30 protein-coding genes are annotated in these 24,346 nt (G+C 60.8%); 13 read left to right on the top strand and 17 right to left on the bottom strand.

Features of this window, described 5'->3' with window-relative positions; all coding sequences use genetic code 11:
* Positions 1-48 precede the first annotated feature (48 nt).
* Complete coding sequence (locus tag JNB91_RS22715; RefSeq protein WP_430736338.1) at positions 49-750, top strand: ankyrin repeat domain-containing protein; 702 nt, start codon at positions 49-51, stop codon at positions 748-750.
* A gap of 60 nt (positions 751-810) precedes the next feature.
* On the opposite strand, the gene JNB91_RS22710 is transcribed toward JNB91_RS22715, so the two are convergent.
* Complete coding sequence (locus JNB91_RS22710) at positions 811-1,629, bottom strand: polysaccharide deacetylase family protein (RefSeq protein WP_346269382.1); 819 nt, start codon at positions 1,627-1,629, stop codon at positions 811-813.
* 264 nt (positions 1,630-1,893) lie between these two features.
* On the bottom strand, positions 1,894-2,553 hold the full coding sequence (locus JNB91_RS22705; protein WP_220327764.1) for a GntR family transcriptional regulator: 660 nt from the start codon (positions 2,551-2,553) through the stop codon (positions 1,894-1,896).
* A 91-nt stretch (positions 2,554-2,644) separates the two neighbouring features.
* Between JNB91_RS22705 and JNB91_RS22700 the strand changes: the two genes are divergently transcribed.
* Genes JNB91_RS22700 through JNB91_RS22690 form a run of 3 tightly spaced genes read left to right on the top strand, consistent with a single transcriptional unit; the run spans position 2,645 to position 5,587 of the window.
* Complete coding sequence (locus JNB91_RS22700) at positions 2,645-3,274, top strand: TRAP transporter small permease (protein WP_220327763.1); 630 nt, start codon at positions 2,645-2,647, stop codon at positions 3,272-3,274.
* On the top strand, positions 3,274-4,542 hold the full coding sequence (locus JNB91_RS22695; RefSeq protein ID WP_220327762.1) for a TRAP transporter large permease: 1,269 nt from the start codon (positions 3,274-3,276) through the stop codon (positions 4,540-4,542). The genes JNB91_RS22700 and JNB91_RS22695 overlap by 1 nt, the downstream gene beginning before the upstream one ends.
* A 37-nt stretch (positions 4,543-4,579) precedes the next feature.
* Positions 4,580-5,587, top strand: a complete 1,008-nt coding sequence (locus JNB91_RS22690) for a TRAP transporter substrate-binding protein (RefSeq protein ID WP_220327761.1) — start codon at positions 4,580-4,582, stop codon at positions 5,585-5,587.
* A 251-nt stretch (positions 5,588-5,838) separates the two neighbouring features.
* Here JNB91_RS22690 and JNB91_RS22685 read toward each other — a convergent pair whose 3' ends face one another.
* The gene (locus JNB91_RS22685) at positions 5,839-6,714 is read right to left on the bottom strand and encodes a DMT family transporter (protein WP_220327760.1); all 876 of its coding nucleotides are present in this window, start codon (positions 6,712-6,714) and stop codon (positions 5,839-5,841) included.
* A gap of 348 nt (positions 6,715-7,062) precedes the next feature.
* Here JNB91_RS22685 and JNB91_RS22680 point away from each other — a divergent pair, with 348 nt between their 5' ends.
* Complete coding sequence (locus tag JNB91_RS22680; RefSeq protein ID WP_223218324.1) at positions 7,063-8,457, top strand: aminotransferase-like domain-containing protein; 1,395 nt, start codon at positions 7,063-7,065, stop codon at positions 8,455-8,457.
* A gap of 3 nt (positions 8,458-8,460) precedes the next feature.
* On the opposite strand, the gene JNB91_RS22675 is transcribed toward JNB91_RS22680, so the two are convergent.
* A complete protein-coding gene (locus JNB91_RS22675; protein WP_220327758.1) occupies positions 8,461-9,897 on the bottom strand; it encodes an MFS transporter in 1,437 nt (478 codons plus the stop codon).
* Positions 9,898-10,027: 130 nt separating this feature from the next.
* Here JNB91_RS22675 and soxR point away from each other — a divergent pair, with 130 nt between their 5' ends.
* Together soxR and JNB91_RS22665 are read left to right on the top strand one after the other, a co-directional pair.
* A complete protein-coding gene (soxR, locus tag JNB91_RS22670; protein WP_220327757.1) occupies positions 10,028-10,498 on the top strand; it encodes a redox-sensitive transcriptional activator SoxR in 471 nt (156 codons plus the stop codon).
* A 170-nt stretch (positions 10,499-10,668) separates the two neighbouring features.
* Positions 10,669-11,304, top strand: coding sequence for an outer membrane protein (locus tag JNB91_RS22665; protein WP_220327756.1), 636 nt, complete (start codon positions 10,669-10,671; stop codon positions 11,302-11,304).
* Positions 11,305-11,389: 85 nt separating this feature from the next.
* Here JNB91_RS22665 and JNB91_RS22660 read toward each other — a convergent pair whose 3' ends face one another.
* Entirely contained in the window at positions 11,390-11,827 is a 438-nt protein-coding gene (locus JNB91_RS22660) for a GNAT family N-acetyltransferase (RefSeq protein WP_220327755.1), read from the bottom strand.
* Between the two features lie 106 nt (positions 11,828-11,933).
* Between JNB91_RS22660 and JNB91_RS22655 the strand changes: the two genes are divergently transcribed.
* Both JNB91_RS22655 and JNB91_RS22650 read left to right on the top strand, forming a co-directional pair.
* Positions 11,934-12,500 carry a GNAT family N-acetyltransferase gene (locus JNB91_RS22655; RefSeq protein WP_220327754.1) on the top strand — a complete coding sequence of 189 codons (567 nt, stop codon included), beginning with the start codon at positions 11,934-11,936 and terminating at the stop codon, positions 12,498-12,500.
* Positions 12,469-13,065, top strand: coding sequence for a GNAT family N-acetyltransferase (locus JNB91_RS22650; protein ID WP_220327753.1), 597 nt, complete (start codon positions 12,469-12,471; stop codon positions 13,063-13,065). The genes JNB91_RS22655 and JNB91_RS22650 overlap by 32 nt, the downstream gene beginning before the upstream one ends.
* Before the next feature lie 107 nt (positions 13,066-13,172).
* On the opposite strand, the gene JNB91_RS22645 is transcribed toward JNB91_RS22650, so the two are convergent.
* The 3 genes from JNB91_RS22645 to JNB91_RS22635 all read right to left on the bottom strand — a co-directional run bounded on the left by JNB91_RS22645 (position 13,173) and on the right by JNB91_RS22635 (position 15,025).
* Positions 13,173-13,793 carry a DapH/DapD/GlmU-related protein gene (locus tag JNB91_RS22645; protein ID WP_223218323.1) on the bottom strand — a complete coding sequence of 207 codons (621 nt, stop codon included), beginning with the start codon at positions 13,791-13,793 and terminating at the stop codon, positions 13,173-13,175.
* 134 nt (positions 13,794-13,927) lie between these two features.
* A complete protein-coding gene (gene dctP / locus JNB91_RS22640) occupies positions 13,928-14,743 on the bottom strand; it encodes a TRAP transporter substrate-binding protein DctP (RefSeq protein ID WP_220327751.1) in 816 nt (271 codons plus the stop codon).
* A gap of 18 nt (positions 14,744-14,761) precedes the next feature.
* A complete protein-coding gene (locus JNB91_RS22635) occupies positions 14,762-15,025 on the bottom strand; it encodes a hypothetical protein (RefSeq protein ID WP_220327750.1) in 264 nt (87 codons plus the stop codon).
* A 76-nt stretch (positions 15,026-15,101) separates the two neighbouring features.
* Between JNB91_RS22635 and JNB91_RS22630 the strand changes: the two genes are divergently transcribed.
* From JNB91_RS22630 to JNB91_RS31720, 4 genes are all read left to right on the top strand, one after another.
* Positions 15,102-15,770 (top strand): TetR/AcrR family transcriptional regulator, encoded by a 669-nt coding sequence (locus tag JNB91_RS22630; protein ID WP_220327749.1) that lies wholly within the window; start codon positions 15,102-15,104, stop codon positions 15,768-15,770.
* Positions 15,770-16,387, top strand: coding sequence for a hypothetical protein (locus JNB91_RS22625; protein ID WP_223218322.1), 618 nt, complete (start codon positions 15,770-15,772; stop codon positions 16,385-16,387). Before JNB91_RS22630 ends, JNB91_RS22625 begins: the two co-directional genes overlap by 1 nt.
* Before the next feature lie 235 nt (positions 16,388-16,622).
* The gene (locus JNB91_RS22620) at positions 16,623-17,498 is read left to right on the top strand and encodes a DMT family transporter (protein ID WP_220327748.1); all 876 of its coding nucleotides are present in this window, start codon (positions 16,623-16,625) and stop codon (positions 17,496-17,498) included.
* A 4-nt stretch (positions 17,499-17,502) separates the two neighbouring features.
* A complete protein-coding gene (locus JNB91_RS31720; RefSeq protein WP_220327747.1) occupies positions 17,503-17,664 on the top strand; it encodes a DUF1127 domain-containing protein in 162 nt (53 codons plus the stop codon).
* 41 nt (positions 17,665-17,705) lie between these two features.
* Here the strand turns inward: JNB91_RS31720 and JNB91_RS22610 are convergent, their stop codons facing one another.
* The 9 genes from JNB91_RS22610 to JNB91_RS22565 form a co-directional block, all read right to left on the bottom strand.
* On the bottom strand, positions 17,706-18,623 hold the full coding sequence (locus JNB91_RS22610) for a DMT family transporter (protein WP_220327746.1): 918 nt from the start codon (positions 18,621-18,623) through the stop codon (positions 17,706-17,708).
* A 203-nt stretch (positions 18,624-18,826) separates the two neighbouring features.
* Positions 18,827-19,300 carry a VOC family protein gene (locus JNB91_RS22605; protein ID WP_220327745.1) on the bottom strand — a complete coding sequence of 158 codons (474 nt, stop codon included), beginning with the start codon at positions 19,298-19,300 and terminating at the stop codon, positions 18,827-18,829.
* Between the two features lie 131 nt (positions 19,301-19,431).
* The gene (locus JNB91_RS22600; RefSeq protein ID WP_220327744.1) at positions 19,432-19,755 is read right to left on the bottom strand and encodes a hypothetical protein; all 324 of its coding nucleotides are present in this window, start codon (positions 19,753-19,755) and stop codon (positions 19,432-19,434) included.
* A 70-nt stretch (positions 19,756-19,825) separates the two neighbouring features.
* Positions 19,826-20,365, bottom strand: a complete 540-nt coding sequence (locus JNB91_RS22595) for a GNAT family N-acetyltransferase (protein WP_220327743.1) — start codon at positions 20,363-20,365, stop codon at positions 19,826-19,828.
* Between the two features lie 71 nt (positions 20,366-20,436).
* A complete protein-coding gene (locus JNB91_RS22590; RefSeq protein ID WP_220327742.1) occupies positions 20,437-20,895 on the bottom strand; it encodes a GNAT family N-acetyltransferase in 459 nt (152 codons plus the stop codon).
* Positions 20,896-20,925: 30 nt separating this feature from the next.
* Entirely contained in the window at positions 20,926-21,351 is a 426-nt protein-coding gene (gene nudI / locus JNB91_RS22585; RefSeq protein WP_220327741.1) for a nucleoside triphosphatase NudI, read from the bottom strand.
* 27 nt (positions 21,352-21,378) lie between these two features.
* Entirely contained in the window at positions 21,379-21,573 is a 195-nt protein-coding gene (locus JNB91_RS22580) for a heavy-metal-associated domain-containing protein (protein ID WP_220327740.1), read from the bottom strand.
* Between the two features lie 55 nt (positions 21,574-21,628).
* Positions 21,629-22,063 carry a Cu(I)-responsive transcriptional regulator gene (gene cueR, locus JNB91_RS22575; RefSeq protein WP_220327739.1) on the bottom strand — a complete coding sequence of 145 codons (435 nt, stop codon included), beginning with the start codon at positions 22,061-22,063 and terminating at the stop codon, positions 21,629-21,631.
* Positions 22,060-24,346, bottom strand: a 2,287-nt coding sequence (locus JNB91_RS22565) for a copper-translocating P-type ATPase (protein ID WP_223218321.1), incomplete at its 5' end; no start/stop codon positions are given. The genes cueR and JNB91_RS22565, both read right to left, overlap by 4 nt.

Here is a 24,346-nt window from a genome sequence, read left to right as displayed (position 1 = left end):
CCCCGTGCTAAAGCGTCACCTCATAGACATCCGGGTTTAGGAGCCACCATGCCGGACAGAAAGGGATCATCCTTGCGCCATCTCACCCGGGCTACCATGCTGCGGATGCTTGTGGCGGCCAGCCTTCTACCCATTCTCATGGAGCCCGTTATGTCGGAAACGAAGGAAAATCGACTTATCGATGCCGCCCGGACCGGAGACAATCCGGCGATTGCCGCACTCATCCGGGACGGCGCGGCAATCGACCCGCGCGACGCGCAGCGCCGGACCCCGCTTCTTATCGCCACCCATGCCAACAATATCGAAGCCGCGCGGCTGCTGATCGAAGCGGGCGCGGATGTGAATGCCAAGGATGCCATTCAGGACAGCCCCTATCTCTATGCCGGTGCGAGAGGACATATCGAGATCCTGCGGTTGACGCTCGCCCACGGCGCGGATTTGAAAAGTACCAACCGCTATGGCGGCACGGCGCTGATCCCGGCGTCCGAGCGCGGCCATATCGAGACCGTCGATACATTGATCAAGGCCGGCATCGACGTGAACCACATCAACAATCTCGGCTGGACCGCGCTGATCGAGGCGATCATCCTCTCTGACGGCGGAAAGCGCCATCAGGCGATCGTCAGACTGCTCATCGATGGCGGCGCAAGGATCGACATCGCCGACAAGGATGGCGTGACGCCGCTCAAGCATGCGAAGGCGCGCGGATATGTGGAGATCGTCGAGATGCTGGAAGGGGTTGGACGGTAGCACCGGACGGAGCGCCCCAATCGGCAAGCATCAGCATGCGGACCGGCATGCACGAAGAGACTATTGCCCTTCGATCAGCTGTGAAACCGTGACAAATTCAAACCCGCGTGCACGCAAACCATCGATGATCTTCGGCAGGGCTTCCCGCGACAAGCGCCGACTGCCATACATGACATGCATCAAGACGATCGACCCATTCCGGGCATTTTCGATGACATGCTCGGCAATGAGGTCGGCGTTCGCCGCGGCTTCAGGAAAGGATTCCGGCTCAACATCCCACATGATCGTCTTGCGATCGTTTCTCGACAGATACCAGGGCAAGGTGACGAGCTTCTTGCCGTAAGGCGGGCGAAAATAGATCTCCCCCTGATATCCAGCGGCCCGTATCGCGGCGTCCGTGCGCTCTATCTCCGAAGCGACCGTCTGCGGTCCAGCCAGCGTCATGTCGGGATGGGAATAGGTGTGATTGCCCACTTGATGCCCGGCTTCGATGATCGCGCGAATGCCGGCCGGGTTTTCTTCGATCTCCCTACCGATCAGGAAGAAGGTGGCAGTGACATCCCGCTCCTTGAGCAGGGCAAGTACCTCCGGCGTGAAGCGAACCGATGGGCCATCATCGAATGTGAGAGCGATAACAGGTCGTTCGGTCTCCACCCGCGCAAAGATGTCGCCAAACATCTGTGTCGTTCGCGATTTGCTGAACAGGAAAGCGGCGAACAGAGCCATGAGAACGGCAAGGATAATGGCGCTGGAAATAACAACTCGACTTCTGGCCAAATGACATCTCCACACGCCGCAACCATAACGTTCATTGGGTGGCTTCTTGTCGCAAATGTGGCGGAGAAAAAGGTTAGAGGCAGCTAATGCGACATCGGTCAATTCGCACGCATCGTCGCCGAATGCCCACCCGCCCTGTGCCTCCTCACCATATGGGACACGTCTCACATTTCGCAAAAAAACGTCCCGCCGATGGAGTGCTGCAGGATGCGAGCTGTCTTTTCGATTGGACTTATCCGCCCCGGTCTGTCACAAGCGCGGCCGGGCGCGACTGCCGTTAACTTTAGAACGGGGTCGGGCGATAGATTGACGTCACGTCGTTGCCGCGAGATCACGCTGGCCGTCCGCTAAACTCCCGAACTTTTACTATCCCCTGCCCTCGACGACCTTGATCAGGTCTTCGCGCACCGAGCCGATATGGGTGGCGAGCAGCTTGCCGGCCTTTTCGAACTTGCGGGCGCGGATCAGGCCGATCAGTTCGGCGTGCTCGAACATCGCCTTTTCCATTGCCGGTTCGTTTGACAGTTGCAGGCGGGTGTAGCGATCGCTGGTCTGTAAGAGCGAGGCAACGATCTGCCGGCTTCTTGGCATGTCGGCGCGGTGATACATGGCCATGTGCAGGTCGGCATTCAGCCGGCCGTAATCATCCCGCTCGCCCGAGGCGATCGCCTTGACGTAATTCGCCTGATGCTCGTCGAGGTCGGCCAGATCCTTTTCGTTCAGCGCCGGAGCGGAGGCGAAAAGCAGCCGCGGCTCCAGCATGACACGCAGGTCGAATACGTCGTCGATTTCGGCTCGCGACAGTTCCGAGACGATCGCGCCCTTCTGCGGCAGGATTTTCACCAGCCCTTCCGCCTCCAGCTGGAACAGCACCTCTCGCACCGGGATGCGGCTGACGCCATAGGCTTCCGCCAATGCATCCTGCCTGAGTTGCGTGCCGCCGGCATAATGTCCCGACAGGATCGCCTGGCGGATTTCGGTGATGAGGGCGCCCGAAAGCGTCTTGTGTTTCAGTTTTAAGGCCATGCCACCCCGCTACACCAAATTGACGGAAAAGCCAGTTGACTCTCGAAATGTATAAAATCTACATTATACCCAATAAAAGGGAACAGAAATTATGACGACTGCCTTGACGGAGAACGGGCTGCCGCCCGGTTCGCCTCCCCTTGCCGCACGCGCCCTCATCGGACTTTCGGAGGGCGTGCTCGCCGTGGAAAAGCTCCTCGTCGGCCTTTTCATGGCGCTGGTACTTTTTCTCATCCTGCTCAATGTCGCCACCCGTTATGGCGGCATGCCGCTTTACTGGGTGGATGAGGCGGCGGTTTACGCCATGGTCTGGCTCACCTTCATTGGCGGTTCGGCGCTGACCCGCCTGCGGCTCGATTTTGCCGTGACGCTGATCAGCGACAAGCTGCAGAAGAAGAATGCCGAACGGATGCAGGCCTTCGCGACCTTTCTGGCCATGCTGTTTTCCATCGGGCTCGGCGTGATGTGCTGGAACTGGATGGACCCGATCGGCATCGCGGCCGCAGGTTTCGACGCGAAGGAATACGCCGGCGAGAGCTTCAACTTCCTCTATACCGAATACACCCAGACACTGAACTGGCCTGTCTGGGCGATCAGCCTCGTTGTACCGCTTTTCGCCGTCACCATGACGATCCATACCGCCGCCAACCTTGTGGAAGAACTCGGGTTTTCTCCGAAGCGCGTGCGCCATGCATTTGCCAATGCAGAAGGGGTCAACTGATGGTCACGACCGCTTTCTTCACCTTCTTCATGCTGGTCGGTGTACCGATCGGCCTGTGCCTCTGCATGGCGGCCGCCGTCTATATCTGGGCGACCGGCAACACGCTTCTCTTCGCCAGCTTTCCGGTTCAGCTTTTCGGCGGGGTCGACAATTACGGCCTGATTTCCATTCCGCTCTTCGTGCTGATCGGCGAAGTGATGAACGGCGGCGGCATTACCCGCCGCATCATCAACATGACGATGGCCTTTATCGGTTCGATGAAGGGCGGCCTCGCCTATGTGAACCTGATCGCCAACATGTTCGTCTCCTCGATCCTCGGCTCTGCCACCGCACAGGTCGCCATCATGGCGCAGATGATGGTGCCGGAGATGGAAAAGAAGGGCTATGACAAGACGTTTGCGGCCGGCCTTACCGCCTATGCCGGCATGCTCGGGCCGATCATTCCGCCATCGATCATGTTCGTCGTCTATTCGGTTCTGGCACAGGTGCCGGTAAGCGACATGCTGACTGCCGGCATGCTGCCCGGCATTCTTCTGACCGCGATCTTCTGCATCGTCATCGCCGGCATGGGCTGGTTCGTTTATGACTATCCGCGCGGCGACGTGATGACGCTGAAACAGCGGGTCAAGATCGTGCTCGGCGCGCTGCCGACACTGTCGATCCCGATCATCATCGTCGGCTCGATCATGGCGGGCATTGCCAATGCGACGGAAGCAGCCGCCGTCGGCGTGGTCGCGGCAGTTCTCGTCGGGCGCTACTGGATCGGCGACCTGAAATTCTCCGACCTGCCGATGATGCTTCTGAAGGCCGGCGTCTATTCCGCCGTCGTGCTTCTCCTGGTCGCGGCCGCCGCCGTGTTCTCCTGGGTTCTGGTCTACGGCATGGTGCCGCAGAATGTCGCCGCCTGGGTGCAGACGATCGCATCCGACCCGATCACCTTCATGCTGCTGGTCAACGTCATCCTGCTCGTCATCGGCACTGTCATCGACGGCGCGCCGGGGCTGATCATGACGGTGCCGATCCTGCTTCCGATAGCAACCGAGGTTTATGGCATCGACCCGATCCATTTCGGCGTCGTCGTTACCGTCAACCTAGTGCTCGGCTTCCTGTCGCCGCCCGTCGGGTTGTGCTTCTTCGTCGCCTCGGCGGTGACGGGGGCGAAACCGGGCAAGATGTTCATCGTCACCCTGCCCTTCTTCTTCGCCTCCTGCGCACTGCTCGTACTGCTGTCGATCTTCCCGTCGATCTCGACCTTCTTCGTCAGATAACTGCCCCTAAAACCATAAAACTCCAGAGGATTAGAGCATGACCATTACCCGCAGATCATTCCTCCGCAACTCGACGATGGCGGCAGCCGGCACCCTTGCCGCCAGCACGCTCTCGATGCCGAATGTGCTCAGGGCACAGGAGGCCAAAACCTTCCGCCTCGGCATCACCACGCCGCCCGGCCACCCGTGGAACAATGCCGCGCTGAAAGTCGGCGAAATGCTGAAGGCCGAGACCAAAGGCCGTCTCGACCTCGCCGTCTTCCCGGCCAACCAGCTCGGCACCGAAGCGGTGATGATGCAGCAGATGCAGGCCGGTTCGCTCGATTTCGGCTGGATCATGACCGCCGAACTCGGTTCGCGCATTCCCTCGATCGCGGCGATCAACGCGCCTTACGTCGTCGATTCCACCGCCAAGGTGGCCAAGCTCGTGCGCGATCCGCTGGCGATGAAGATGCTCGACGTGCTGCCGAAGGAAACCGGCACGCTGGGTCTCGCCTGGGGCATCACCACGATGCGCGTCGTCTTCACCGCCAAGGAGATCGGCGGGCTCAGCGACCTGAACGGCATGAAGCTCAGGATCAACACGACGCCGGCATATCGTGATTTCTACCAGCTGCTCGGCACCGCCCCGACCCCGATCCCAACGCCGCAGGTGTTCGATGCGATGTCGAACGGCCAGGTGGACGGGCTCGAGGCCGATCTCGACTTCTCGTGGAACCAGCGGTTCGACAAGGTTTCGAAGACGATGCTGAAGATGAACGCGATCTTCATGCCCTGCGTCGCACTCGCTTCCGGCCGCGTCTGGAAGGATGTCTCCGCTTCCGACCGCGAACTGATCACCAAACTGACCAAGGAAGCGCTCGACGCCCAGATCGACGCGACCGTTGCCAACGAAGCAAAACTGCTCGACGAGTTTGGCAAGGTCATCTCGGTCAAGGACGTGCAGGTGGCGGACGCGGGCAAGGTGATTGCCGAATACGACAAGATCTGGCTGCCCAAGGCCCCGATCCTCGCCGACCTGCGCAAGCTGGGTGCGACGCTGTAAAGGCTCAATTTCGAGGAAGCCTTACGAGGGCTTTATGCGGCGCGTCTCCGGTTGGGACGCGCCGTTTTTCTTGCTGACGGTGCCAAGCGCTCCCAATGACCTCCCCCCTTGTGGGGGAGATGTCACGAAGTGACAGAGGGGGTGATACGGCGAATTCGACTGGCGATGTGTGTGTGGCGAAGCCCCCCTCTGCCCTGCCGGGCATCTCCCCCACAAGGGGGGGGAGATCAGCCAGACGCTACGTCATCGCCTTACCGCGCAAACCTTTTCGCCGCGGCGACGCAGAGGATGACGCCGAGGGTGACGATGAACATCGATGAGGTTACCTGCTCGCCGAGCAGGAGCGCTGCCAGCGCCAGACCGAAAAACGGCTGGATGAGCTGCAGCTGGCCGACCGTCGCCGTGCCGCCCTGGGCGAGGCCGCGATACCAGAAGATGAAGCCGATCAGCATCGAGAAGAGCGAGACATAGGCGAGACCCGCATAGGCCGGGCCGCCGACGCCCGCAAATGTCGCCGGCATCAGTGCCAGCGCGCCGACCAACATGACCGGCAGCGAGATGACCAGCGCCCAGCAGATGACCTGCCAGCCGCCGAGCCGCTTCGACAATGCCGCACCTTCCGCATAACCGAGGCCGCAGACGATGATTGCCGCCAGCATCAGCCAGTCACCGAAGGAGAGGCCGATCGAGGCGGCTGTTCCGCCCTGCGCCAGCGCAAAGCCCGTTACCAGCATGCTGCCGAGAACAGCGAAGACCCAGAAGGCGAGCTTGGGGCGCTCACCGCCACGAATGACGCCAAAGATCGCGGTGGCAAGCGGCAATAGCCCGATGAAGACGACCGAATGGGCAGACGAGATATGCTGCAGCGCCAGCGCTGTCAGCAGCGGGAAACCGACGACGCAGCCGAGCGCGACGATGACGAGCGAAAAAATCTCGCTGCTTTGCGGCCGTTTCTGCCGGAAGGCCAGAAGCAGGAGAAGCGACAGGAGGCCGGCAATCGTGCCGCGGGCGACGGTCAGGAACAGCGGATCGAAACCGATCACCGCAAGTCTTGTGGCCGGCAGCGAACCGGAAAAGATCAGCACGCCGATAAAACCGTTGAGCCAGCCCGACAATCCGCGATCCATTTCATTCTCCAGTATTTCGATCGGCGGGGGTGCCGATGGTATTTACAAACCACGCATCCGCGAAAAGTCCCCCTCTGGCCTGCCGGCTTTTCTGGGGCGAGCCGCGTGTCTCGCCCCGCTCTTCGAGCCCCCCACAAGGGGGAGAAACTTGCCGCATCCGCCTGCCTGGATCAGGCCCCGGCAATGCGACTGGGTTAAGCCCTCCCCCTTGTGGGGAGGGTTGGGAGGGGTCTTTCTTTTCGTCAAGACGCATCGTCCTTATCCTTCTGAAAGCGTGGCTTTGCCAGAAACAGTCTGATACAATTGATTGAAACTGTTATGGTGCAATGACCAGTACGGATGGGAAATATGGATCTCGCGGCTGGAGCAACGGAAACCAAGGCGGAGATGGTGATGGGTGTGATCCGGCAGCGGATCACCGGGCGGACATTGACGCCGGGGGCGAAGCTGCCTTCGGTGCGCTCGCTTTCAGCTACGCTTTCGGTTTCCACCTCTACGGTCGTCGATGCCTATGAGCGACTGGTGGCGGAGGGGGCGATCGTCTCGCGGCCGGGGTCGGGGTTTTATGTGGCCAACCAGGCAGCCCCCTTTTCACCCGCCGAGGCAGGGCCGAAACTCGACCGGGCGGTCGATCCCTTCTGGATTTCGCGGCAATCGCTGGAAAGCAGTGAAGACAGTCTGAAACCCGGCTGCGGCTGGCTGCCGCCCTCATGGCTTCCGGAAGAGGCGATACGCAAAGCTCTCAGAACCTTGTCGCGTGCGGAACCTTCCGCGCTTGCCGACTACGGCACGCCGCTGGGACTTGCGCCCCTGCGCCGCTTGATTTCGCGGCGGATGGGTGAGCGCGGCATCGAGGCTTCGCCGGATGAGATCATGCTGACGGAATCCGGCACGCAGGCGATCGATCTTCTCTGCCGGTTCCTGATCGAGCCGGGCGATACCGTGCTGGTCGACGATCCCTGCTATTTCAATTTTCACGCACTTTTACGGGCGCATCGGGCAAAGATCGTCGGCGTGCCCTATACGGCGAACGGGCCGGACCTTGCGGCCTTTGCCGCAACAGTTTCAGAGCATCGGCCGCGGCTCTACATCACCAATTCGGCGATCCACAATCCGACCGGGGCGGTGCTTTCGCCCGTCACCGCGCACCGGGTGCTAAAGATCGCCGAAGAGTTCGATCTGACGATCGTCGAGGATGATATCTTTGCGGATTTCGAGACGGTTTCGGCACCGCGGCTTGCGGCTTTCGATGGACTGGAGCGCGTGATCCATATCGGCAGTTTTTCGAAAACGCTTTCGGCTGCGGCGCGCTGCGGTTTCATCGCGGCGAGACCGGATTGGATCGAGGGGCTGACCGACCTGAAGATCGCCACGTCCTTTGCCGGCGGACGGATGACCGAAGAAGTCGTTCATGCCGCGCTTTCGGATGGCGGGTATCGTAAGCATCTCGATAGCTTGAGGGCGCGGCTTTCCAAGGCGATGGCGGAGGTGACGGAGAGGCTTGGCTCGATCGGCATCGAACCGGTGCTGCGGCCGCAATCCGGCATGTTTTTATGGTGCCGGCTTCCCGGAGAGGCCGACGCTGCCGATGTGGCACGCGCCTGCCTGAAAAAACAGATCGTGCTTGCCCCTGGCAATGCCTTCAGCCTGTCGCAATCGGCAAGGAACTGCATGCGTTTCAACGTCTCGCAAACGCTCGATCCGCGCATTTTCGAGACGTTGAAAGCGGCCTTGAAGGGCTGACGATCAGCTCCTTTTCAGTTTCACGCCGAAGCCAAGGGCGAAGCTGACCAGCGCGCCGAGCGCGGCAGTGCCGTAAAGCCATGTGGCCGTATCGCCGGCAGAGCCGGTTGAAAGGCTCGCCGTCAGGCCGGTTGCGGTGGCGATCGTGCCGGAGAGCGCAGCGCCGACTGCATAGCCCGCCGTGGACATGGTGGGCAAAAGAGCACTGGCGAGATCGCGGTCCTGCGGGTCAGCCGCATCCATCGCCGCTTCGTTGACATTGGCCCAGGCGAGACCGAAACCGGCGCCGACCAGAGCCTGGCCGAACACGATCAGCGGCAGCCAGTTGAGGCCGATCGCAATCGCGATCGCGGCAAAGCCGGCAAGCAAGAAGAGAGGTCCCAACCACATCGTCGCATTACGCCACGCGAAAGCCTCGTAGCGGCTGGCGAACATGGCGACGAGGCTCCAGGAAATCGCCATGGTGACGACGACATAACCGACGACTGCCGGTCCGAGACCGAATACGTCACTGGCGAAAAGCGCCAGATAGGTGCTGCCGGCGGAATGCCCTGCCGACATCAGGAACAGGATGAGGAAGGCACGGCCGAGCACGGAGCCGGACCGGAACGAACCGGCGGGGAAAAGCCGCGCACCGAAACGGCCGTCGAGCACGCCGACCGACAGCAGCGCCACTATGCCGATGACCAGCAACGCGGCCTGCCAGAGCGGCTCAGCACTTGCCGAAGACAGGGCGAAGATGAGTGCCGTCAGCACGCAGAGACCGACGGAAACCGGCGCAAAGCTTGCCGCCCTTCCTCCGCTCGTCTTCGGTTCTGCAAGCGCGGTGAAAAGCGCCAGTGTGACCAGGAAAGGAGCCACGGCGAGGAACGAGAACCGCCAGGATGTCGCCTCGGTGATCAGGCCGCCGATCAGCGGCCCGAGCAGTGCCGTCACGGCCCAGACGGTTGCTTCAACCGCGAATACGCGGGCGATGAGAGGCGATGCAAAATTGGCCGGGATGAGGCTGTAGCAAATCGCCACGATCAGGCCATCGGCGACGCCCTGCAGCAGCCGCCCGACAACGATCCAGCCGAAAGCAGGGGCGACGAAGGCAACCAGCCCGCCGAATGTAAAAACCAGGCAGGCAAGTGCAAGGCTCATGCGCACGCCGAGCCGGTCACGGACAGAAGCGGCCGCCGTGCCGCCGGCGATCGAGCCGATGAAATAGAGACTGTAGACCCAGCTGTACCAATCGCGTCCATCCAGTTCGGCTGCCGCAAGCGGCATGGCGGAAACGATGGCGAACTGGTTGAAGGCATGCAGCCCGATGCCGCTCGAAATCAGCGCCAGCATGCGGCCGCTCTCGCCGCGCAACAGGCTGGCATAGCCCGCAGCCGCGGCTCCATCCGGTCTGGCATCCCGCATCGGGCCGTTCCGCTCCTCGATCAATTCCGTCATTCCACTCGTACCTTTTCATGCCGGCCTGCTTCAAGCCGGGCTTTTCACATCGGGGCTTTTCACGTTGGGTCTTCTCACATCGAGGGCGGCACCCTAAAATCTCAACCTTGGTTGAGGTCAATGGCAAAAGATGACGAAATCCGAAAAGATCAAAGCGCTCCAGGGCATGAGTGTGGGACAGGCTGCCGAGCGCTCCGGCGTGGCGATTTCAACGCTGCATTTTTATGAGGAGGAAGGGCTGATCGAAAGCTGGCGCAATGGCGGCAATCACCGGCGCTACAGTCGCGACGTCCTGCGGCGCATTGCGGTCATTCGGGTGGCGCAACGGGCAGGCGTGCCGCTCAAGGAGATCGCCGAGGCGCTGAAATCCCTGCCGCAGAAACGCACGCCGAACGCAAAGGACTGGGCGCGGCTTTCTGCCCGCTGGAAGTCAGAACTGGATCACCGGATCGGGATGCTGACACAGCTGCGCGACGAACTGACCGGCTGCATCGGCTGCGGTTGCCTGTCGCTGAAAGCCTGCCCCTTGCGCAATCCCGGCGACCAGCTGGCGAGTGCCGGAAGCGGTGCGTTGTTGCTTTCCGGCGGTGATGGGAGCTGATTCGCCGCGCGGATGCGGCGCAATGTTCCCGCGCTCAAATCAAAGGCAAAATGATCAATCAATAACCATCAAATGATCGATTTTTCGGCGCGTGACATTTTTGCTACAGCCTTTTTAGCGATCGCTCCTACATGCCTTGTCATCACGCAATGCTTATGGAGGGAAAATCCATGAAGGGTATTTTCATTCTCGCCGCTTCCGTCGCCGCTCTCAGCGCATCGACCGCAGCCTATGCAGCAGACGCCGTGGAGCAGATCCCGACCGCGCCGGTCGCCATTGAAACCGCTCCCTCCTTTACCTGGGAAGGCTTTTATCTTGGCGCCCATACCGGTTACGGCTGGGGTGACGGCGATCTCGAAGGCGTCGGCTCGGATAATTTCGACGGCTGGCGGCTGGGCGCCTTTACCGGTTACAACTGGCAGTTCTCTAACGGTTTCGTCGCCGGTATCGAAGGTGACGTGAACTACGACTGGAACGATGACAGCATCGGTGCCGGCTTCGATGCCGAAAGCGGCTTTTCCGGCTCGGTGCGCGGCCGTGTCGGTTACGCCTTTGACCGCACGCTGGTTTATGCAGCCGGCGGTTGGACGGCGCGAAATGTCGAAATCGACGGGCCTGCCGGCTTCAATGACGACGACACCCTGCATGGCTGGACGATCGGTGCCGGCGTCGATCACGCCTTTACCGACAACATCTTCGGCCGGCTGGAATATCGCTACAACGACTATGGCAGCGGCGAAATCGGCGGCCTCGACGTCGACTTCAACCAGCATGTCTTCCAGGTCGGCGTCGGCGTGAAGTTCTAAGAATATCGCCTGAACAGGCACGAGGAGAAGCCGTTCGCACGAGGTGTGCGGACGGCTTTTTGTTGGCGACAGGCCAAGCAGAACCTCAGGAACGGCGCTTTGTCATGCGGATATCGACTTTGCCGATATCCTGCTCGTCACCCCAGCCGAGAGACCGGTAAAAATCGGCTGCCCGGGTATGCCTGCCGGTTTCCAGCCAGATCTCGGCGTGGTGCCTGAAAAGCTCTGCCTCGGCGGCAGCGACCAGCTTTTTGCCAAGCCCCCTTCCCTCGAAGGCTGGAAGCATGAAGGCGGCGAAAAGCGAGGCGTCGTCGATATCGATCATCGAGAAGCCCACGACCTCGTCATCGACAACCGCTGCCCAGGCGCAGGGAGATGCGGTCATCATTTCGGCTACTGCTTCCTCGGTAATGCCCATCTGAGAAAGCTGCTCGATGGAGAGATGGTTCTCCCTTACCGAGGTTCGCACCCGAAAGATGGCAGGGATATCGGATAAAAGGGCGGCTCTGATGTCTGCGGGCATGTCTTAGGCTCTTGGTATGAAGGCAGATCTGGGAAGGCGCGCCTGAGATATGATAACGACGACAGGTCCACGGCTAAACACATGCGTTAAAATCACAGGCGGCCATATGCAACAGATAAAGACGGACCGCACGCTTATCACCCTCATCCGCCCTGATGATGCGGAGGATATTTGTGCCTATTACCTGCGCAATGGCGATCATCTGGATCGCTGGGAGCCGCTGCGCCCGGCGGGTTATCATACGCCCGAGGAGTGGAAGATCCGCGCCATGGATTTCGCCGGTGAGATCCTGAAAGGCATTGCCTACAGGTATGTCGTGCGACTGGAAGGTAACCGCGAGATCATCGCGGTTGCCAATTTCACCAGCGTCGTGCGCGGCGTCTTCCTGGCCTGCTACCTTGGCTACTCGCTCGACCGGACGATGCAGGGCAAGGGCCTAATGTTCGAGGTTCTGGACACACTCATCCCTCACGTCTTGCAGCATTACGGGCTCCATCGGATCATGGCGCATTACATGCCGGAAAACGCCCGCAGCGGCGCGCTTCTTGCCCGCCTCGGCTTCGAGGTGGAAGGACGAGCACGGGACTATCTCAAGATCAACGGAGAGTGGCGCGACCATGTGCTGACGGCGCGGATCAATGATGTCGGCACCCCGCCCGCCATCCGGCCATGATCCCGTTCCCAACCGGCGCTATCAGCGCAATATTGCGGCCGTCCCTGACTCGGCTTATCCAGATGTCATGACGGAATTCACCATTGATCGCCTGACGACAAGCGACGCCGAGGCATATCGCGATATCAGGCTGGAGGGACTGCAGCGCAACCCCGAAGCCTTTGGCGCGTCTTTCGAGGATGAATGCGACCGGAGTGTCGAACATTTTGCCGGCAATCTTGAGAACGGCATGGTGTTCGGGGCGTGGGCGATGCCCGACCGGCAGCTTCTGGCCGTCATGGGCCTCAGAATACCGACGGCAACAAAGCTCAAGCACAAGGCGACGCTGTGGGGTGTCTATGTCCGTCCGCAGGCACGCGGCCTCGGCGTCGCCTCGGCACTGCTGGCTCACGTTCTCGACCACGCGGAACCGCTGGTCGAGGGCGTCAACCTGACGGTGGGCGCCGCCAATCAGGCCGCGATACGGCTCTATTCACGCGCCGGCTTCATCCAATACGGGCTGGAGCAGCGCTCCCTGAAAGTGGGCGACATCTATTACGATGAAATGCTGATGACCCGGCCCTGAAGCACATCGCGATCTTCAGATCGCTTTCCGTGCTTCAGACCTTGTTTTTGCGCATGTCTTTATCCCGAAACCGGTGACCACTTTCGGGAGACATGCTGCGGCACCTTTTAGGCCCAGCGCTCGCAAAATGCCTCGATATCACTCGACTGGAAATCCGCCAGCCGCTCCATGATCGTCTCGAAAGGCCAGTCCCACCAGGCGATGGCGGCGAGTTTTTCGGCTATATCGCGGGAAAACCGTTCGCGGATCGGCTTTGCCGGGACACCACCGACGATCGTATAGGGGGCGACATCCCGGCTGACGACGGCGCCCGCGGCCAGAACCGCGCCATCTCCGACCGTGACACCCGGAAGCACGATGACGCCGTGGCCGATCCAGACATCGTTGCCGATGATGACACGATCATTCATGCGCTCCTGAAAGAAGGCATGGTCGCGCTCTGCTGTCGGATCGTAATATTCCGGGCAATAGGTGAAGCGGTGCATGGACGGGCGGTCCATCGGATGATTGGGCGCTCCTAATCTGACTTCCGCCGCGATGGCGCAGAATTTTCCGATCGTGGCATCGGCAACCATGCAGCGCTGGCCGAGATAGGAGAAATCACCGAGTTCGACATTGTGCAGCATGCCGTCCGACAGGATCTCGCAGCTTTGGCCGATGCTCGTCTCTCTGAGCATGACCGACGGGTGGATGACGGTCTTGGCGACTTTTGGCGTGCTGGGCTGCAAGGTGTCGGCATCTCGTTTTTTTCCGGATGCCGGCCTGCCTAGCCGCGGATAGTGAAGATGTTGTGACGGGGCGCCCATCGGCGCCCCTTTTCCATCGCCCCAACTGTTCGGCAGCGCGGAAGGTGTGCAGCCTGCTAGCCGGCCATGTCGTCCATGATCGAGGTCACGGCCGCAAGGGTCGCTTCCGCGTTCGCCACACCCTGGCCAGTCTGTTCCTTTGCCCAGTTTGACTGGATATCGCGGTAGCGAATGGCGGCTTCCCAGCGTTTCGCTTCTTCCACATCAAGCACGCGCACGGTCGCGCCGGCCTTGCGCAGATCCTCGACCTGACGATTAAAGCTTTCGTCCATCACCTTGCCAAGCGCGGCATAGGACGCCTGTCCGGCACGGCGGATGGCCTGCCTGTCCTCTTCCGCCAGCCCGTCCCAGACGCGTCTGTTCATGGCGAGGATATAGACATGGCCCAGCCAAAGATCCTTCGAAACCAGGACATGCGGCGCGGCGTCATGAACGTTCAGCATGTAGCCACTGTCGACATTGACCATCAGCCCGTCCAGCGTCCTCGCCTTCAACGCCTCGTAGATTTCCGGCCCCCAATGCATGCGGACGGGGGTTGCTCCGGAATTGCGCAGGAAATCGAGATGCCAGAAACTGGCGGAGCGCCATTTGCCGCCCTCAAGCCCGTCCAGCCCGGCCATCGGCTCGGTGCTGAAGAAGGCAACCGGGTAGCCGGTGCCGAAAAACAGCTGGACGATATCGTTCTTTTCCAGCTCGGCCGGGAATGCCGGGATGTCGGCATAGACCTTTTCGAAGAATTCGAGCTGCCGGCCGCCGGTCGGGCCGGTCGGAAAGCCCTTGAAGATCTGGTGCAGCGGCATTTCCTTGGCCGTATATTCCGGCACGACGGTCGCCATGTCGGTGCCCTCGGCCTTGCTGACCGCGCCGAGCACATCATAGGCCTTGGCGATCTAGCCATCCCAGTGATCCTCGATCCTCAGGCGGCCGTTCGATTCCTTCTCGATCGCCGGAAACAGGACGTCCTTCAGGAACCGCGTGCGCATGCCGCCCAGCGGCTCGTGGTCGCTGAACTTGAGAATGCGGGGGGCAGACGGGAGGCCGGTCTGTGCCATCGCATCGGACAGCATCGACGCTGCGGCCGCACAGGTGGCTGTCGCCATGAACAGTCTGCGGCTCATGCCGTTTGCGCCGAATGTGTCTCGTTCTGTCGCCATAGGAAAAACTCTTTCTCTTGTTCGCATCTTCGCCCGGCAATATATCTGAACGATCCTTCAGTTCGGAATTCGCATTTTGGAAAAGCCAGGTTCAGCCGTTCCACAGCGCCTGAAAGTGCGCAAAACTCCGGTTCAGACGCGCTCGGGCGCGACCGTGGAGGCCATTCACGAAGCCGCGATTCAGGTTTTACTGGCCGAGGGACTGACGCGGCTGACGACGACAAGGGTCGCGGAACGCGCCGGTGTTTCCGTCGGCACGCTCTACCAGTATTTTCCCAACAAGGAGGCCCTGCTCTTCGCGCTACTGCAGCGCCATTTCGAGGAGTTGGCATCGGCCATGGAGGGCATTGGCCCCGATGATGCGAAACAGCCTCTCTCCATTCTCGCCGAACAGATCGCCGACACCTATGTTTCGGTGAAGATTGCCCGGCCGGATGCGACCGCGGCACTTTACCGGGTTGCCGGCGCGATAGACCAGTTCCGCCTGCCGGCCGAGATCTACAAACGGCTTGAGGGTTCCGTCCTGCGGATCCTTGAAAAGGCCGGGGATGCGTCGTTCAACAGTCCGGAACAGGCGGCATTCACGCTTCTTTCGGCGCTCGCCGGCCTGTCGCGCGGCAGTTTTGGCAATCTCACCGCAGGCACAATCGATCCGGACCGGTTTCGCAGCGAAGCCCGCATGATCGCAACAGCCTATCTGACGGCAGCGGCGCAGACAAAGACGAAGACAGTGGGGGATGCATAGTGATCATCGTCATAGAGGGCATCAGCGCCGCCGGAAAGACCACATGGTGCCGCGCTCACGCGCAGGCCCATCTGATCCGCGAGAGTTATCCCGCCGATCGCAAGGAGCAGCCCGAGACCGGACTGGCGACAGCGCATTACTGGGCGGACTGGAATGCCAAGCGGTGGGGCGATGCGCTTTCGATGGAACAGGCGACCGGCCATGCGATCTGCGACACCGATCCGCTGAAGCTGCATTACAACTGGTGCATGCTGCAGATCGGCGCTCTTCCGAGGTCCCAATGGGAGCTGCAGCTCGAGACGAGCCGCGCGACCTTTTTGGAAAGGCGGATCGGTTTTGCCGATGCCTATCTCGTCAAGACGATAGACCCGGTGATCGCCCGGCAACAGCGGGATGGCGATACGTCCCGCCTGCGCGACCGGTTCGATCAGAATGTGCTGCTGCAGCCGGCGCTGATCCGATGGTACACGCAGATGAACAAGGTTCTGGGCGGGCGCGTGCACTGGGAACTGCCGGAAACGGGGTTTCCACCCGACGCGATCACCGCCAACCCGCTGCGCTACGATTCCGGCGCTTTCGATGCGTTCATCGCGTCACTCGATGAGGCCGCGACATAGCTGCACTTCCGCCGTATCGACCGAAATCACGCATCACAACGCTTGATTGCGCCGCTGCAGATCGGCTAAAGTCTATCCATCGACCGAGTGGTAACTAGGGTTCCGGGCGGCCATGCCGTCGCAGGACCGAGCGTTGCAGAAACCGTGGGAGTTCCACGGCTGCACCCGAGGGACAAAATCCCAGAGGCGGAGACGTCGAGATCAACCAGCGCCGTTGGCGCATAAGGAGGTCTCGATGGCATTTGCCTCGCTACTGCTTGTTGTCCTTGCATCCTTCATTCATGCAAGCTGGAATCTGCTTTCAAAACGGGCGGCACCGGTCGGCCCGTCATTCGTGTTTGCCTATAATCTGATTGCCTGCGTCGCCTATGCGCCATGGGTCATCTATCTGCTCGTCACAGGCGACGGCATCGCCTGGAGCCCGGCGGGTATCGGCTTTGTCCTGTTAAGCGGGCTGATCCACCTGGCCTACAGCCTTTGCCTGCAGCGCGGCTATCAGGTGGCCGATCTGTCCGTGGTATACCCCATCGCCCGTGGAACAGGACCGATGCTGTCGTCGCTCGGCGCCTTTCTCATCCTCGGGGAAATACCATCGGGACAGGGCCTATCCGGCCTTGTTCTCGTCGTCGCGGGGATAGGGCTGATCGCGACGCAGGGCGACCTGTCGGCATTCCGGCGTCCGGGCGGACAGGCGGGCATTCGCTGGGGCTCCGCCACCGGCTGCCTGATCGCATCCTACACGGTCGTCGACGCCTATACCGTCAAACATCTCGGCATAGCGCCGGTGGTGCTCGACTGGTTCTCGAACCTGCTGCGCTTCTTTCTGCTTGCCCCGATCGTCATCGCCAATCCTAGACAGGCGTTGGAGCGCATGCGCGGTTACTGGTGGATTGCGCTCGGCGTGGGGCTGTTATCGCCGCTTTCCTACATTCTGGTGCTCGCGGCGCTGACCTCAGGCGCACCGCTCAGCCTGGTCGCGCCGATGCGCGAAATGTCGATGATGGTCGGCGCGCTGATGGGCATGCTGATCCTGCGCGAAAAAGTTGGCCCATGGCGGCTTGCCGGCTGCGCGGTGCTGATTGCCGGCGTCATTCTGCTTTCGGGAGCGTGAACAGATGTTTTGGCTCACGAAAATGATCCGGCTGGTCTGGCTTGTATGGCCGGACCGCCGTCATCAACGAAGCGTCTTGCGCCAGATGGGAGACACCCAGCTTCGGGATCTGGGGATCAGCCGATCCGAAGCCATGCGGGAAGGCAGAAGGCCGTTTTGGCAATAGCGGCTGCAGCGAAGCTCCGGCCTCGCTCAACCGCCCGCCCCTCACCCGTGGCTGGAATTGTTCGGTACCACCGGTTCCTCATCCTTCACCTTGGCGCGGTGGAAGATGAACATGCCGGCGATGACGATGATGGCGGCGCCGGCAAGCGTCTGATTGTCCGGGAAATCGCCGAAGAAGGCCCAGCCGAAGACGATCGCCCATAGAAGCAGCGTATATTGCAGCGGCGCCAGAACCGAGGCCGGTGCCAGTTTCAGCGAGCGGGTGATCAAAAGATGCGCCGAGCAGGAGACGACGCCGAGAAGCAGAAGCGCGAAAAGCTCGCTTCCGGTAAACGGGCTCCAGTTGCCGACGCTGAAGAAGATGCCGGCAACAAGCGCGCCGAGCGTCTGCCAGGTGACCAGCGTCACATCCGGCGTCGAGCGCAGCACCCGGCCGAGCACCAGCGACAGGGCGAAGGACAGGCTGCCGACGAGCGCGAAGACCGACGGCCAGGACAGCATGGCTTCGGACGGGCGAAGAGCGATGATGACGCCGACAAAGCCGATCAGCACCGCCAGCCAGCGCCGCCAGCCGATCCGTTCTCCGAGGAAGAAATGCGAAATCGCCGCCACATAGATCGGCCCGGCCATGTAGAAGGTCATGACATCGGCGAGCGGCAGGTAGACCACGGCGGCGTAAAACAGCCCGGTATCACCGGTTGCCATCAACACGCGGGCGAATTGCAGGCCCGGCTTTTCGACCTTCAGAAGTGATGCGCCAGAACTGCGGGAGAGCATCGGCCCCAGAACGAGAAAGGCACCAAGCGAGCGCAGCAGCAGGACCTGCCCGACGGAAAAGCTGGCGACGAGCCATTTGCCCATGGCGTCGTTCAAGGCGAACATCAGGTCGCCGACGAGCATAAGAAGAATGCCGGCCAGAATGGCGTTGCCGCCGACGGCATAGGCCGTTGTTGCTTTCATGATCTTGAGGCGCTCCGCGACGCCGTTTTCGACGGCGGCCGGGAACGCGCTGGGGGAGAAGACCCCGAGCCATACCGGGATCGTCTCGATACCTGTTGGAATGGCCGCTCCTTACTCCTCATGCCAGCCCTTTTGCAAGCGGCATTAAAGCACAATGTCATATTGCCCTGCGGCAATCACGACGGAACGGCCGAAACCATAATTCAGCCGCGGCGGGCGGCATCGATCGCGGCGACGTCGATCTTCCTCATTGTCATCATCACATCGAAAGCGCGCTTGGCTTCCGCTCCGCCGATCTCCAGCGCCTCCATCAGCGTGCGCGGCGTGATCTGCCAGGAAATGCCCCAGCGATCCTTGCACCAGCCGCATTCGCTTTCCTCGCCGCCATTGTTGACGATGGCGTTCCAGTAACGGTCTGTTTCCTCCTGATCTTCGGTGGAGATCTGGAAGGAAAAGGATTCGTTGTGCTTGAAATGAGGGCCGCCGTTGAGGCCGACGCAGGCGACGCCGGCCACGGTGAACTGGACGACCAGAACATCGCCCTCAACGCCGTCCGGATAATCGCCGGGTGCGCGGATCACTGCACCGACTGCGCTGTCGGGAAAGGTTTGTGCATAGAAACGGGCCGCGTCTTCCGCATCCTTTTCGTACCACAGGCAGATCGTGTTCTTGTTCATGGCAAGCCTCCCTTTGCTGCTGCGTCCGGTTCTCCCCTTCCGGTCCCCCTTACGATTCTCTGGGGGCGGGCGGATCGCAGATCCATCTCGTATTCAAGACGTAGGGCGAACCGACGATCCGACAGCGGGTTTCATTTTTTCCCGATAAAATAATGATCGACGATATTCTGGCCGTTCTTGAGGATATGGGCGGCCAGCTCAGGATCGCCGCCTTCAAAGGTTTCCGGATCGCCGCCGCAGAGGAGGACGAAAAGCTTCTGGTGGGCGACGGAGACGAAATAGTCCCGAGGCGGCGGCGCGTCTTTCCATCCGGTCGATTTCAGCTCTTGCGCGGCTTCAGCCGTCGCATCTTCGATCGCCTTGTAGATCGTCGCCATCATGGCCTGGCGGGCACGCTCCTCGATCTGCGCATATTGTCTCTCAGCCGGGGTCAGGACGGGGCAGCTGTCACTCATCGGATAGGTCTCCCTGTATAATCTGGATTTCTCGCACTTAAATGCGTCGGCAATGGGCTGATGGCACGGTTCAGCCGGCAAGCTTTTCCCGAAGGACGTGTGCTGTGGGCCATTGATACCGAACCAGTTCCACCGCCGGATTGCCCGCGCGCTCGACTGCTCTTGTCTCGATGACCCGGCCGCCAAGCCGGTCATATACGGCGGTCGCCTTTGTGTTTTTCGCAAAGGCGACCAGATGGACAGGACGATCCTTTCGCGGATCATCGAAGGCGGTGAGTGCCTCTCGCAGAAGCGCTTTCGCCACGCCCTTTCCCTGGAATGACGGGGAAACATAGAGATTGTGCAGATAGGTTCCGAATTCCGTTTCCTCGTTGAAGACGAAGCAGCAGAAGCCGGCGATTTGCGTGCCTTCGCAGGCAAGGATGATCAGATGGTCGGGAGATGGCAGCGCGGCGCAGCGCGTTTGCCAAAGCTCTCGCTTTTCGGCCGGAAGAACATCCTTCAGATAGGTTTCCGGCAGGATATGGGCGTAGGCGCGCTGGCTCATCGACACGTGGAGGTCGATGATCAACTGAGCGTCGGACGGGACAGCCTGGCGGTATTTCAACATGATGGCTGGACTTTTGGGGTTGAGCTGGTCGGGATCATATCTGAGTTGGCGAACAGGCTGATTGGAATGCGTTATTTCAACTTCAGGATCATATCCCAGCGGTCCAGCCCCGGAGCGTAGCCGTCCGGGGTGACGCCGGTCGAAACGAAGCCGAACTTCTCGTAAAAACCTTTGGTGTGCTGGCTTGTATTGAGCGTGACAGTCTGAACTTGAGGAATACTTCTGGCGAGATCCAGCCGGGCTTGAGCAAGGAAGCGACCAACACCCATGCCGTGATATTTACGTGCCACCATGCCCCATGAAAGGAACGCGGTGTTCTTTGCCGCAATCACGTTCAGCCCGCCGCAACCGATGATCTTCTTGCCATCCTGCACAACAAGATACGGACGTTGTAGAACTTCGGAACCCAGAAATTCGATGTAATCGGAACGCTCCTGCAGAGCGAAGAAATGAGGAACATTGCTGTCGAAGACAGCGAGACAGGCAAGCCTATCCTCGATGCAATAAGCGCGGGATTTCGCTGAAAGCATTCGAACATCCTCCTCAAGGACCGCCTGAACCTAAAGTAACCCCTTCGCCCTCAACGTGACCCGCGTTGCCGCATTCAGGTCATAGGCTTCGAACTCGCCGGGACGCACCCAGGCAAAATCCTCGAATTCATCATTGATGGCGATGTCGCGATTGGAGGCCCGGCAATCGAAGATCAGATAGATCATGTAGATCTCTTCCGTCGAGCCGTCCGGATAGGTTTTGGTCCTGACATCATCGCGAAAGGTCCAGGGTGTGACTTCTGCAATCGTCAGGCCCTCGCCCAATTCCTCGCGGATCTCGCGCCTGAGCGCCTCCTCGATCTTCTCTCCGGCCTCCATTCCACCGCCGGAAAGCGCCCATTGACCGGGAAACACGCCCCGGTCGGAGGGCATCTTGCAAAGCAGATAGGCGCCGCCGTTTTCGATCAGCGGGCAGACGATGATCCGTTGCCTCATGGAGCAGTCTTCCCTGCTAAACGTCGATCAGGCGGCTTCCGGCGTGTAGCCCGCTTCGCGAATTGCCTCTTCGGCCTTGGCCTGGTCGCCCTCGACCGTGACCTTGTGAGACGGCAGGTCGATGGTCACGGTGGCGCCCGGCAGGGCTTCGGCAAGTGCGGCGCGGACGGTCTTTTCGCAATGGCCGCAGGTCATGTCGGCTACGGTGAAAATGGCGGTCATCTGAAAAAACTCCTTGGTAGCTAGTTTGGTTATGCGTGTTCGATAGGGGGTTTGGCTATGCGACGCTTTCGCCCGATGCGGCGCGTTCGCCCTTAACAGGGCTCTCGCCCGCCAGGTCATCCAAGATCGGGCAATCCGGCCGGTGGTCGCCGCCGCAGCAATGGGAGAGATGTTTGAGGGTTTTGACCATGCCCTGCATTTCGGCGATGCGGCGTTCGAGGTCATTGATATGGGTTGTTGCGATTTCCTTGACGCTGGCGCTCGTGCGGCTCTTGTCCTGCCAGAGTTTGAGCAGCGTCTCGGTCTCTTCCAGCGAGAAGCCGAGCGAACGGGCGCGCTTGATGAAGCGCAGAACATGCACCTCTTCCTCGCCATAGACCCGATAATTGCTCTGCGTGCGGCCCTTCGGGGCGATCAGGCCGATCTGTTCGTAATAGCGGATCATCTTGGCCGAGACGCCGGATGCGCCGGAGGCTTCACCGATATTCATGCTCGCTCCTCCACCTTGAAGGTTTTCAACCGCAGCGCATTGCCGAGCACGAAAACGCTCGACAGCGCCATGGCACCCGCGCCGATCATCGGCGACAATGTCAGGCCGAAGACCGGATAAAGCGCGCCTGCGGCAACCGGGATCAGCGCCACGTTGTAACCGAAGGCCCAGAACAGGTTCTGGCGGATGTTCTTCATCGTCGCGCGGCTGACGGCGGTGGCCGAGACCACGCCGGTCAATTCGCCGCCGACCAGAACGACATCGGCGCTTTCGATCGCCACATCCGTGCCGGTGCCGATGGCGATACCGATATCGGCCTCGGCGAGTGCCGGCGCATCGTTGATGCCGTCGCCGACAAAGGCGAGTTTTCGGATAGGCGTGCCTCTTACCGGCTCTGCCTTGTCGCTGCCCCTCACCCTAGCCCTCTCCCCGCTCGCGGGGAGAGGGAACGTGCCATGCTCAAGGCCGGAGGGAGCCGAGAGATCGAGGATTGCGTCCTTCTCCCCGCCTGCGGGGAGAAGGTGCCGGCAGGCGGATGAGGGGCCGTCGCAAACATCGCCCACACGCAAGGCATGCACCGCCTCGACCTTGCCCTGCGGCAGTACTTCGGCAACGACTTTGTCGATCCCGACTTGGGCGGCAATCGCCTCTGCGGTGCGGCGGTTATCGCCGGTGACCATGACGACCTCGATGCCCATCGCCTTCAGTGCATGGATGGCGTCAACGCTCGAAGGCTTCAGCGGATCGGCAACGGCGATGATGGCGGCGAGTTTTCCATCGACGGCGGCGTAAAGCGGTGTCTTGCCCTCGTCGCCCAGACGTCTGGCAGCCTCGGCAAAAATTTCGACCGAAGCGCCGAGTTTTTGCATGTAGCGGTCGGCACCGACCGCGACTTCATGGCCACCGACACGCGCGCGGATGCCGTAGCCGGTGACGGAGGAAAATTCTTCGGCATTTTCCGCCTTAAGCCCCCTCGCCTTTGCGGCCTTGACGATGGCATCGGCAATCGGATGTTCGGAACGGGCCTCGACGGCGGCGACCAGCGCCAGAATTTCGGCTTCACCAAAGCCTTCGGCGACAATGAAATCGGTCAGTTCCGGCCGGCCCTTGGTGACGGTGCCGGTCTTGTCGACAACGACGGTCGAGACATCCTGCAGCCCTTGAAGCGCATCGCCCTTGCGGAACAGGACGCCAAGCTCGGCTGCGCGGCCGCCACCGACGACGATCGAGACCGGCACGGCAAGCCCCATGGCGCAGGGGCAGGCTATGATGAGCACGGCGACCGCCGCAATCAGCGCATGGGTGATTTTGGGGTCGGGGCCAAAGAGATACCAGATCGCGAATGTCAGAACGGCAAGCGTGATGACTGCAGGGACGAACCATGCGGTTACCCGGTCGACCAGTGCCTGGATCGGCAGCTTTGCCCCCTGCGCCTGCTCGACCATGCGGATGATGCTGGCAAGCATCGTATCGCGGCCGACCTTTTCGGCGGTGAAGCGCAAGGTGCCCGTCGTATTGACCGTGCCGCCAATGACGGTAGCGCCAGCAGATTTTACGACAGGGATCGGCTCACCCGAAATCATCGACTCGTCGATATTGGACTGACCGTCGACCACCTTGCCATCGACCGGAATGCGTTCGCCCGGACGGATGACGACGATATCGCCGGGAACGACATCCGCCGTGGGTATGTCGATCTCCTGACCGTCGCGTTCGACGCGAGCGGTCTTTGCCTGCAGGCCGGCAAGCTTCTCGATAGCCGCACCCGTGCGGCCGGTGGCGCGCGCCTCCATCAGCCGGCCAAAGAGGATCAGCGTGACGATGACGGTGGCGGCTTCGTAATAGACGTAGCGTGCGGTTTCCGGCAGCAGGCCGGGGGCGAAGGTGGTGACGAGCGAATAACCGTAAGCCGCAGCCACGCCGACCGCGACCAGCGAGTTCATTTCCGGATGGCCGCGGAAAAGCGCCGGCAAGCCTTTCCTGAAGAAGCGCAGACCGGGCCAGAAGATCACCGCCGTCGCGAGCACGAAATAGAGATAATAGAGGTTCTGTGTGTCGATGACACCCATCAGCCAGTGGTGGAACGGCTCATAGGCATGGCCGGTCATTTCCAGCACGAAAAGCGGCAGGGTGAGGATGAAGGCGACTGCCAGATCCCGCTTCAGAGCAGCTTCTTCACCTCGGTGCATGTGGGTGTGGTCGTGGGCGGCGTGGGATGTGTTAGCGGAATGGTCATGAGAATGAGCAGGCTTAGCGGCCGGAGCAAAATGCCCCTCCCCACCC

This window comes from Aliirhizobium wenxiniae, from assembly GCF_019511445.1.
In the GTDB taxonomy this organism is placed as follows: Bacteria; Pseudomonadota; Alphaproteobacteria; order Rhizobiales; family Rhizobiaceae; genus Neorhizobium; species Neorhizobium wenxiniae_A.
Note: the sequence above shows the minus strand (reverse complement) of the source record. Positions and strands in the feature narration are given on the sequence as shown.

Excerpts from the sequence above, each read along its gene's own strand:
- JNB91_RS22715 (WP_430736338.1), top strand. The coding sequence starts at position 49 with ATGCCGGACAGAAAGGGATCATCCTTGCGCCATCTCACCCGGGCTACC.
- JNB91_RS22705 (WP_220327764.1), bottom strand. The coding sequence starts at position 2,553 with ATGGCCTTAAAACTGAAACACAAGACGCTTTCGGGCGCCCTCATCACC.
- JNB91_RS22700 (WP_220327763.1), top strand. The coding sequence starts at position 2,645 with ATGACGACTGCCTTGACGGAGAACGGGCTGCCGCCCGGTTCGCCTCCC.
- JNB91_RS22695 (WP_220327762.1), top strand. The coding sequence starts at position 3,274 with ATGGTCACGACCGCTTTCTTCACCTTCTTCATGCTGGTCGGTGTACCG.
- JNB91_RS22690 (WP_220327761.1), top strand. The coding sequence starts at position 4,580 with ATGACCATTACCCGCAGATCATTCCTCCGCAACTCGACGATGGCGGCA.
- JNB91_RS22685 (WP_220327760.1), bottom strand. The coding sequence starts at position 6,714 with ATGGATCGCGGATTGTCGGGCTGGCTCAACGGTTTTATCGGCGTGCTG.
- JNB91_RS22680 (WP_223218324.1), top strand. The coding sequence starts at position 7,063 with ATGGATCTCGCGGCTGGAGCAACGGAAACCAAGGCGGAGATGGTGATG.
- JNB91_RS22675 (WP_220327758.1), bottom strand. The coding sequence starts at position 9,897 with ATGACGGAATTGATCGAGGAGCGGAACGGCCCGATGCGGGATGCCAGA.
- soxR (WP_220327757.1), top strand. The coding sequence starts at position 10,028 with ATGACGAAATCCGAAAAGATCAAAGCGCTCCAGGGCATGAGTGTGGGA.
- JNB91_RS22665 (WP_220327756.1), top strand. The coding sequence starts at position 10,669 with ATGAAGGGTATTTTCATTCTCGCCGCTTCCGTCGCCGCTCTCAGCGCA.
- JNB91_RS22660 (WP_220327755.1), bottom strand. The coding sequence starts at position 11,827 with ATGCCCGCAGACATCAGAGCCGCCCTTTTATCCGATATCCCTGCCATC.
- JNB91_RS22655 (WP_220327754.1), top strand. The coding sequence starts at position 11,934 with ATGCAACAGATAAAGACGGACCGCACGCTTATCACCCTCATCCGCCCT.
- JNB91_RS22650 (WP_220327753.1), top strand. The coding sequence starts at position 12,469 with ATGTCGGCACCCCGCCCGCCATCCGGCCATGATCCCGTTCCCAACCGG.
- JNB91_RS22635 (WP_220327750.1), bottom strand. The coding sequence starts at position 15,025 with ATGGCGACAGAACGAGACACATTCGGCGCAAACGGCATGAGCCGCAGA.
- JNB91_RS22620 (WP_220327748.1), top strand. The coding sequence starts at position 16,623 with ATGGCATTTGCCTCGCTACTGCTTGTTGTCCTTGCATCCTTCATTCAT.
- JNB91_RS31720 (WP_220327747.1), top strand. The coding sequence starts at position 17,503 with ATGTTTTGGCTCACGAAAATGATCCGGCTGGTCTGGCTTGTATGGCCG.
- JNB91_RS22610 (WP_220327746.1), bottom strand. The coding sequence starts at position 18,623 with ATGAAAGCAACAACGGCCTATGCCGTCGGCGGCAACGCCATTCTGGCC.
- JNB91_RS22605 (WP_220327745.1), bottom strand. The coding sequence starts at position 19,300 with ATGAACAAGAACACGATCTGCCTGTGGTACGAAAAGGATGCGGAAGAC.
- JNB91_RS22600 (WP_220327744.1), bottom strand. The coding sequence starts at position 19,755 with ATGAGTGACAGCTGCCCCGTCCTGACCCCGGCTGAGAGACAATATGCG.
- JNB91_RS22595 (WP_220327743.1), bottom strand. The coding sequence starts at position 20,365 with ATGTTGAAATACCGCCAGGCTGTCCCGTCCGACGCTCAGTTGATCATC.
- JNB91_RS22590 (WP_220327742.1), bottom strand. The coding sequence starts at position 20,895 with ATGCTTTCAGCGAAATCCCGCGCTTATTGCATCGAGGATAGGCTTGCC.
- nudI (WP_220327741.1), bottom strand. The coding sequence starts at position 21,351 with ATGAGGCAACGGATCATCGTCTGCCCGCTGATCGAAAACGGCGGCGCC.
- JNB91_RS22580 (WP_220327740.1), bottom strand. The coding sequence starts at position 21,573 with ATGACCGCCATTTTCACCGTAGCCGACATGACCTGCGGCCATTGCGAA.
- cueR (WP_220327739.1), bottom strand. The coding sequence starts at position 22,063 with ATGAATATCGGTGAAGCCTCCGGCGCATCCGGCGTCTCGGCCAAGATG.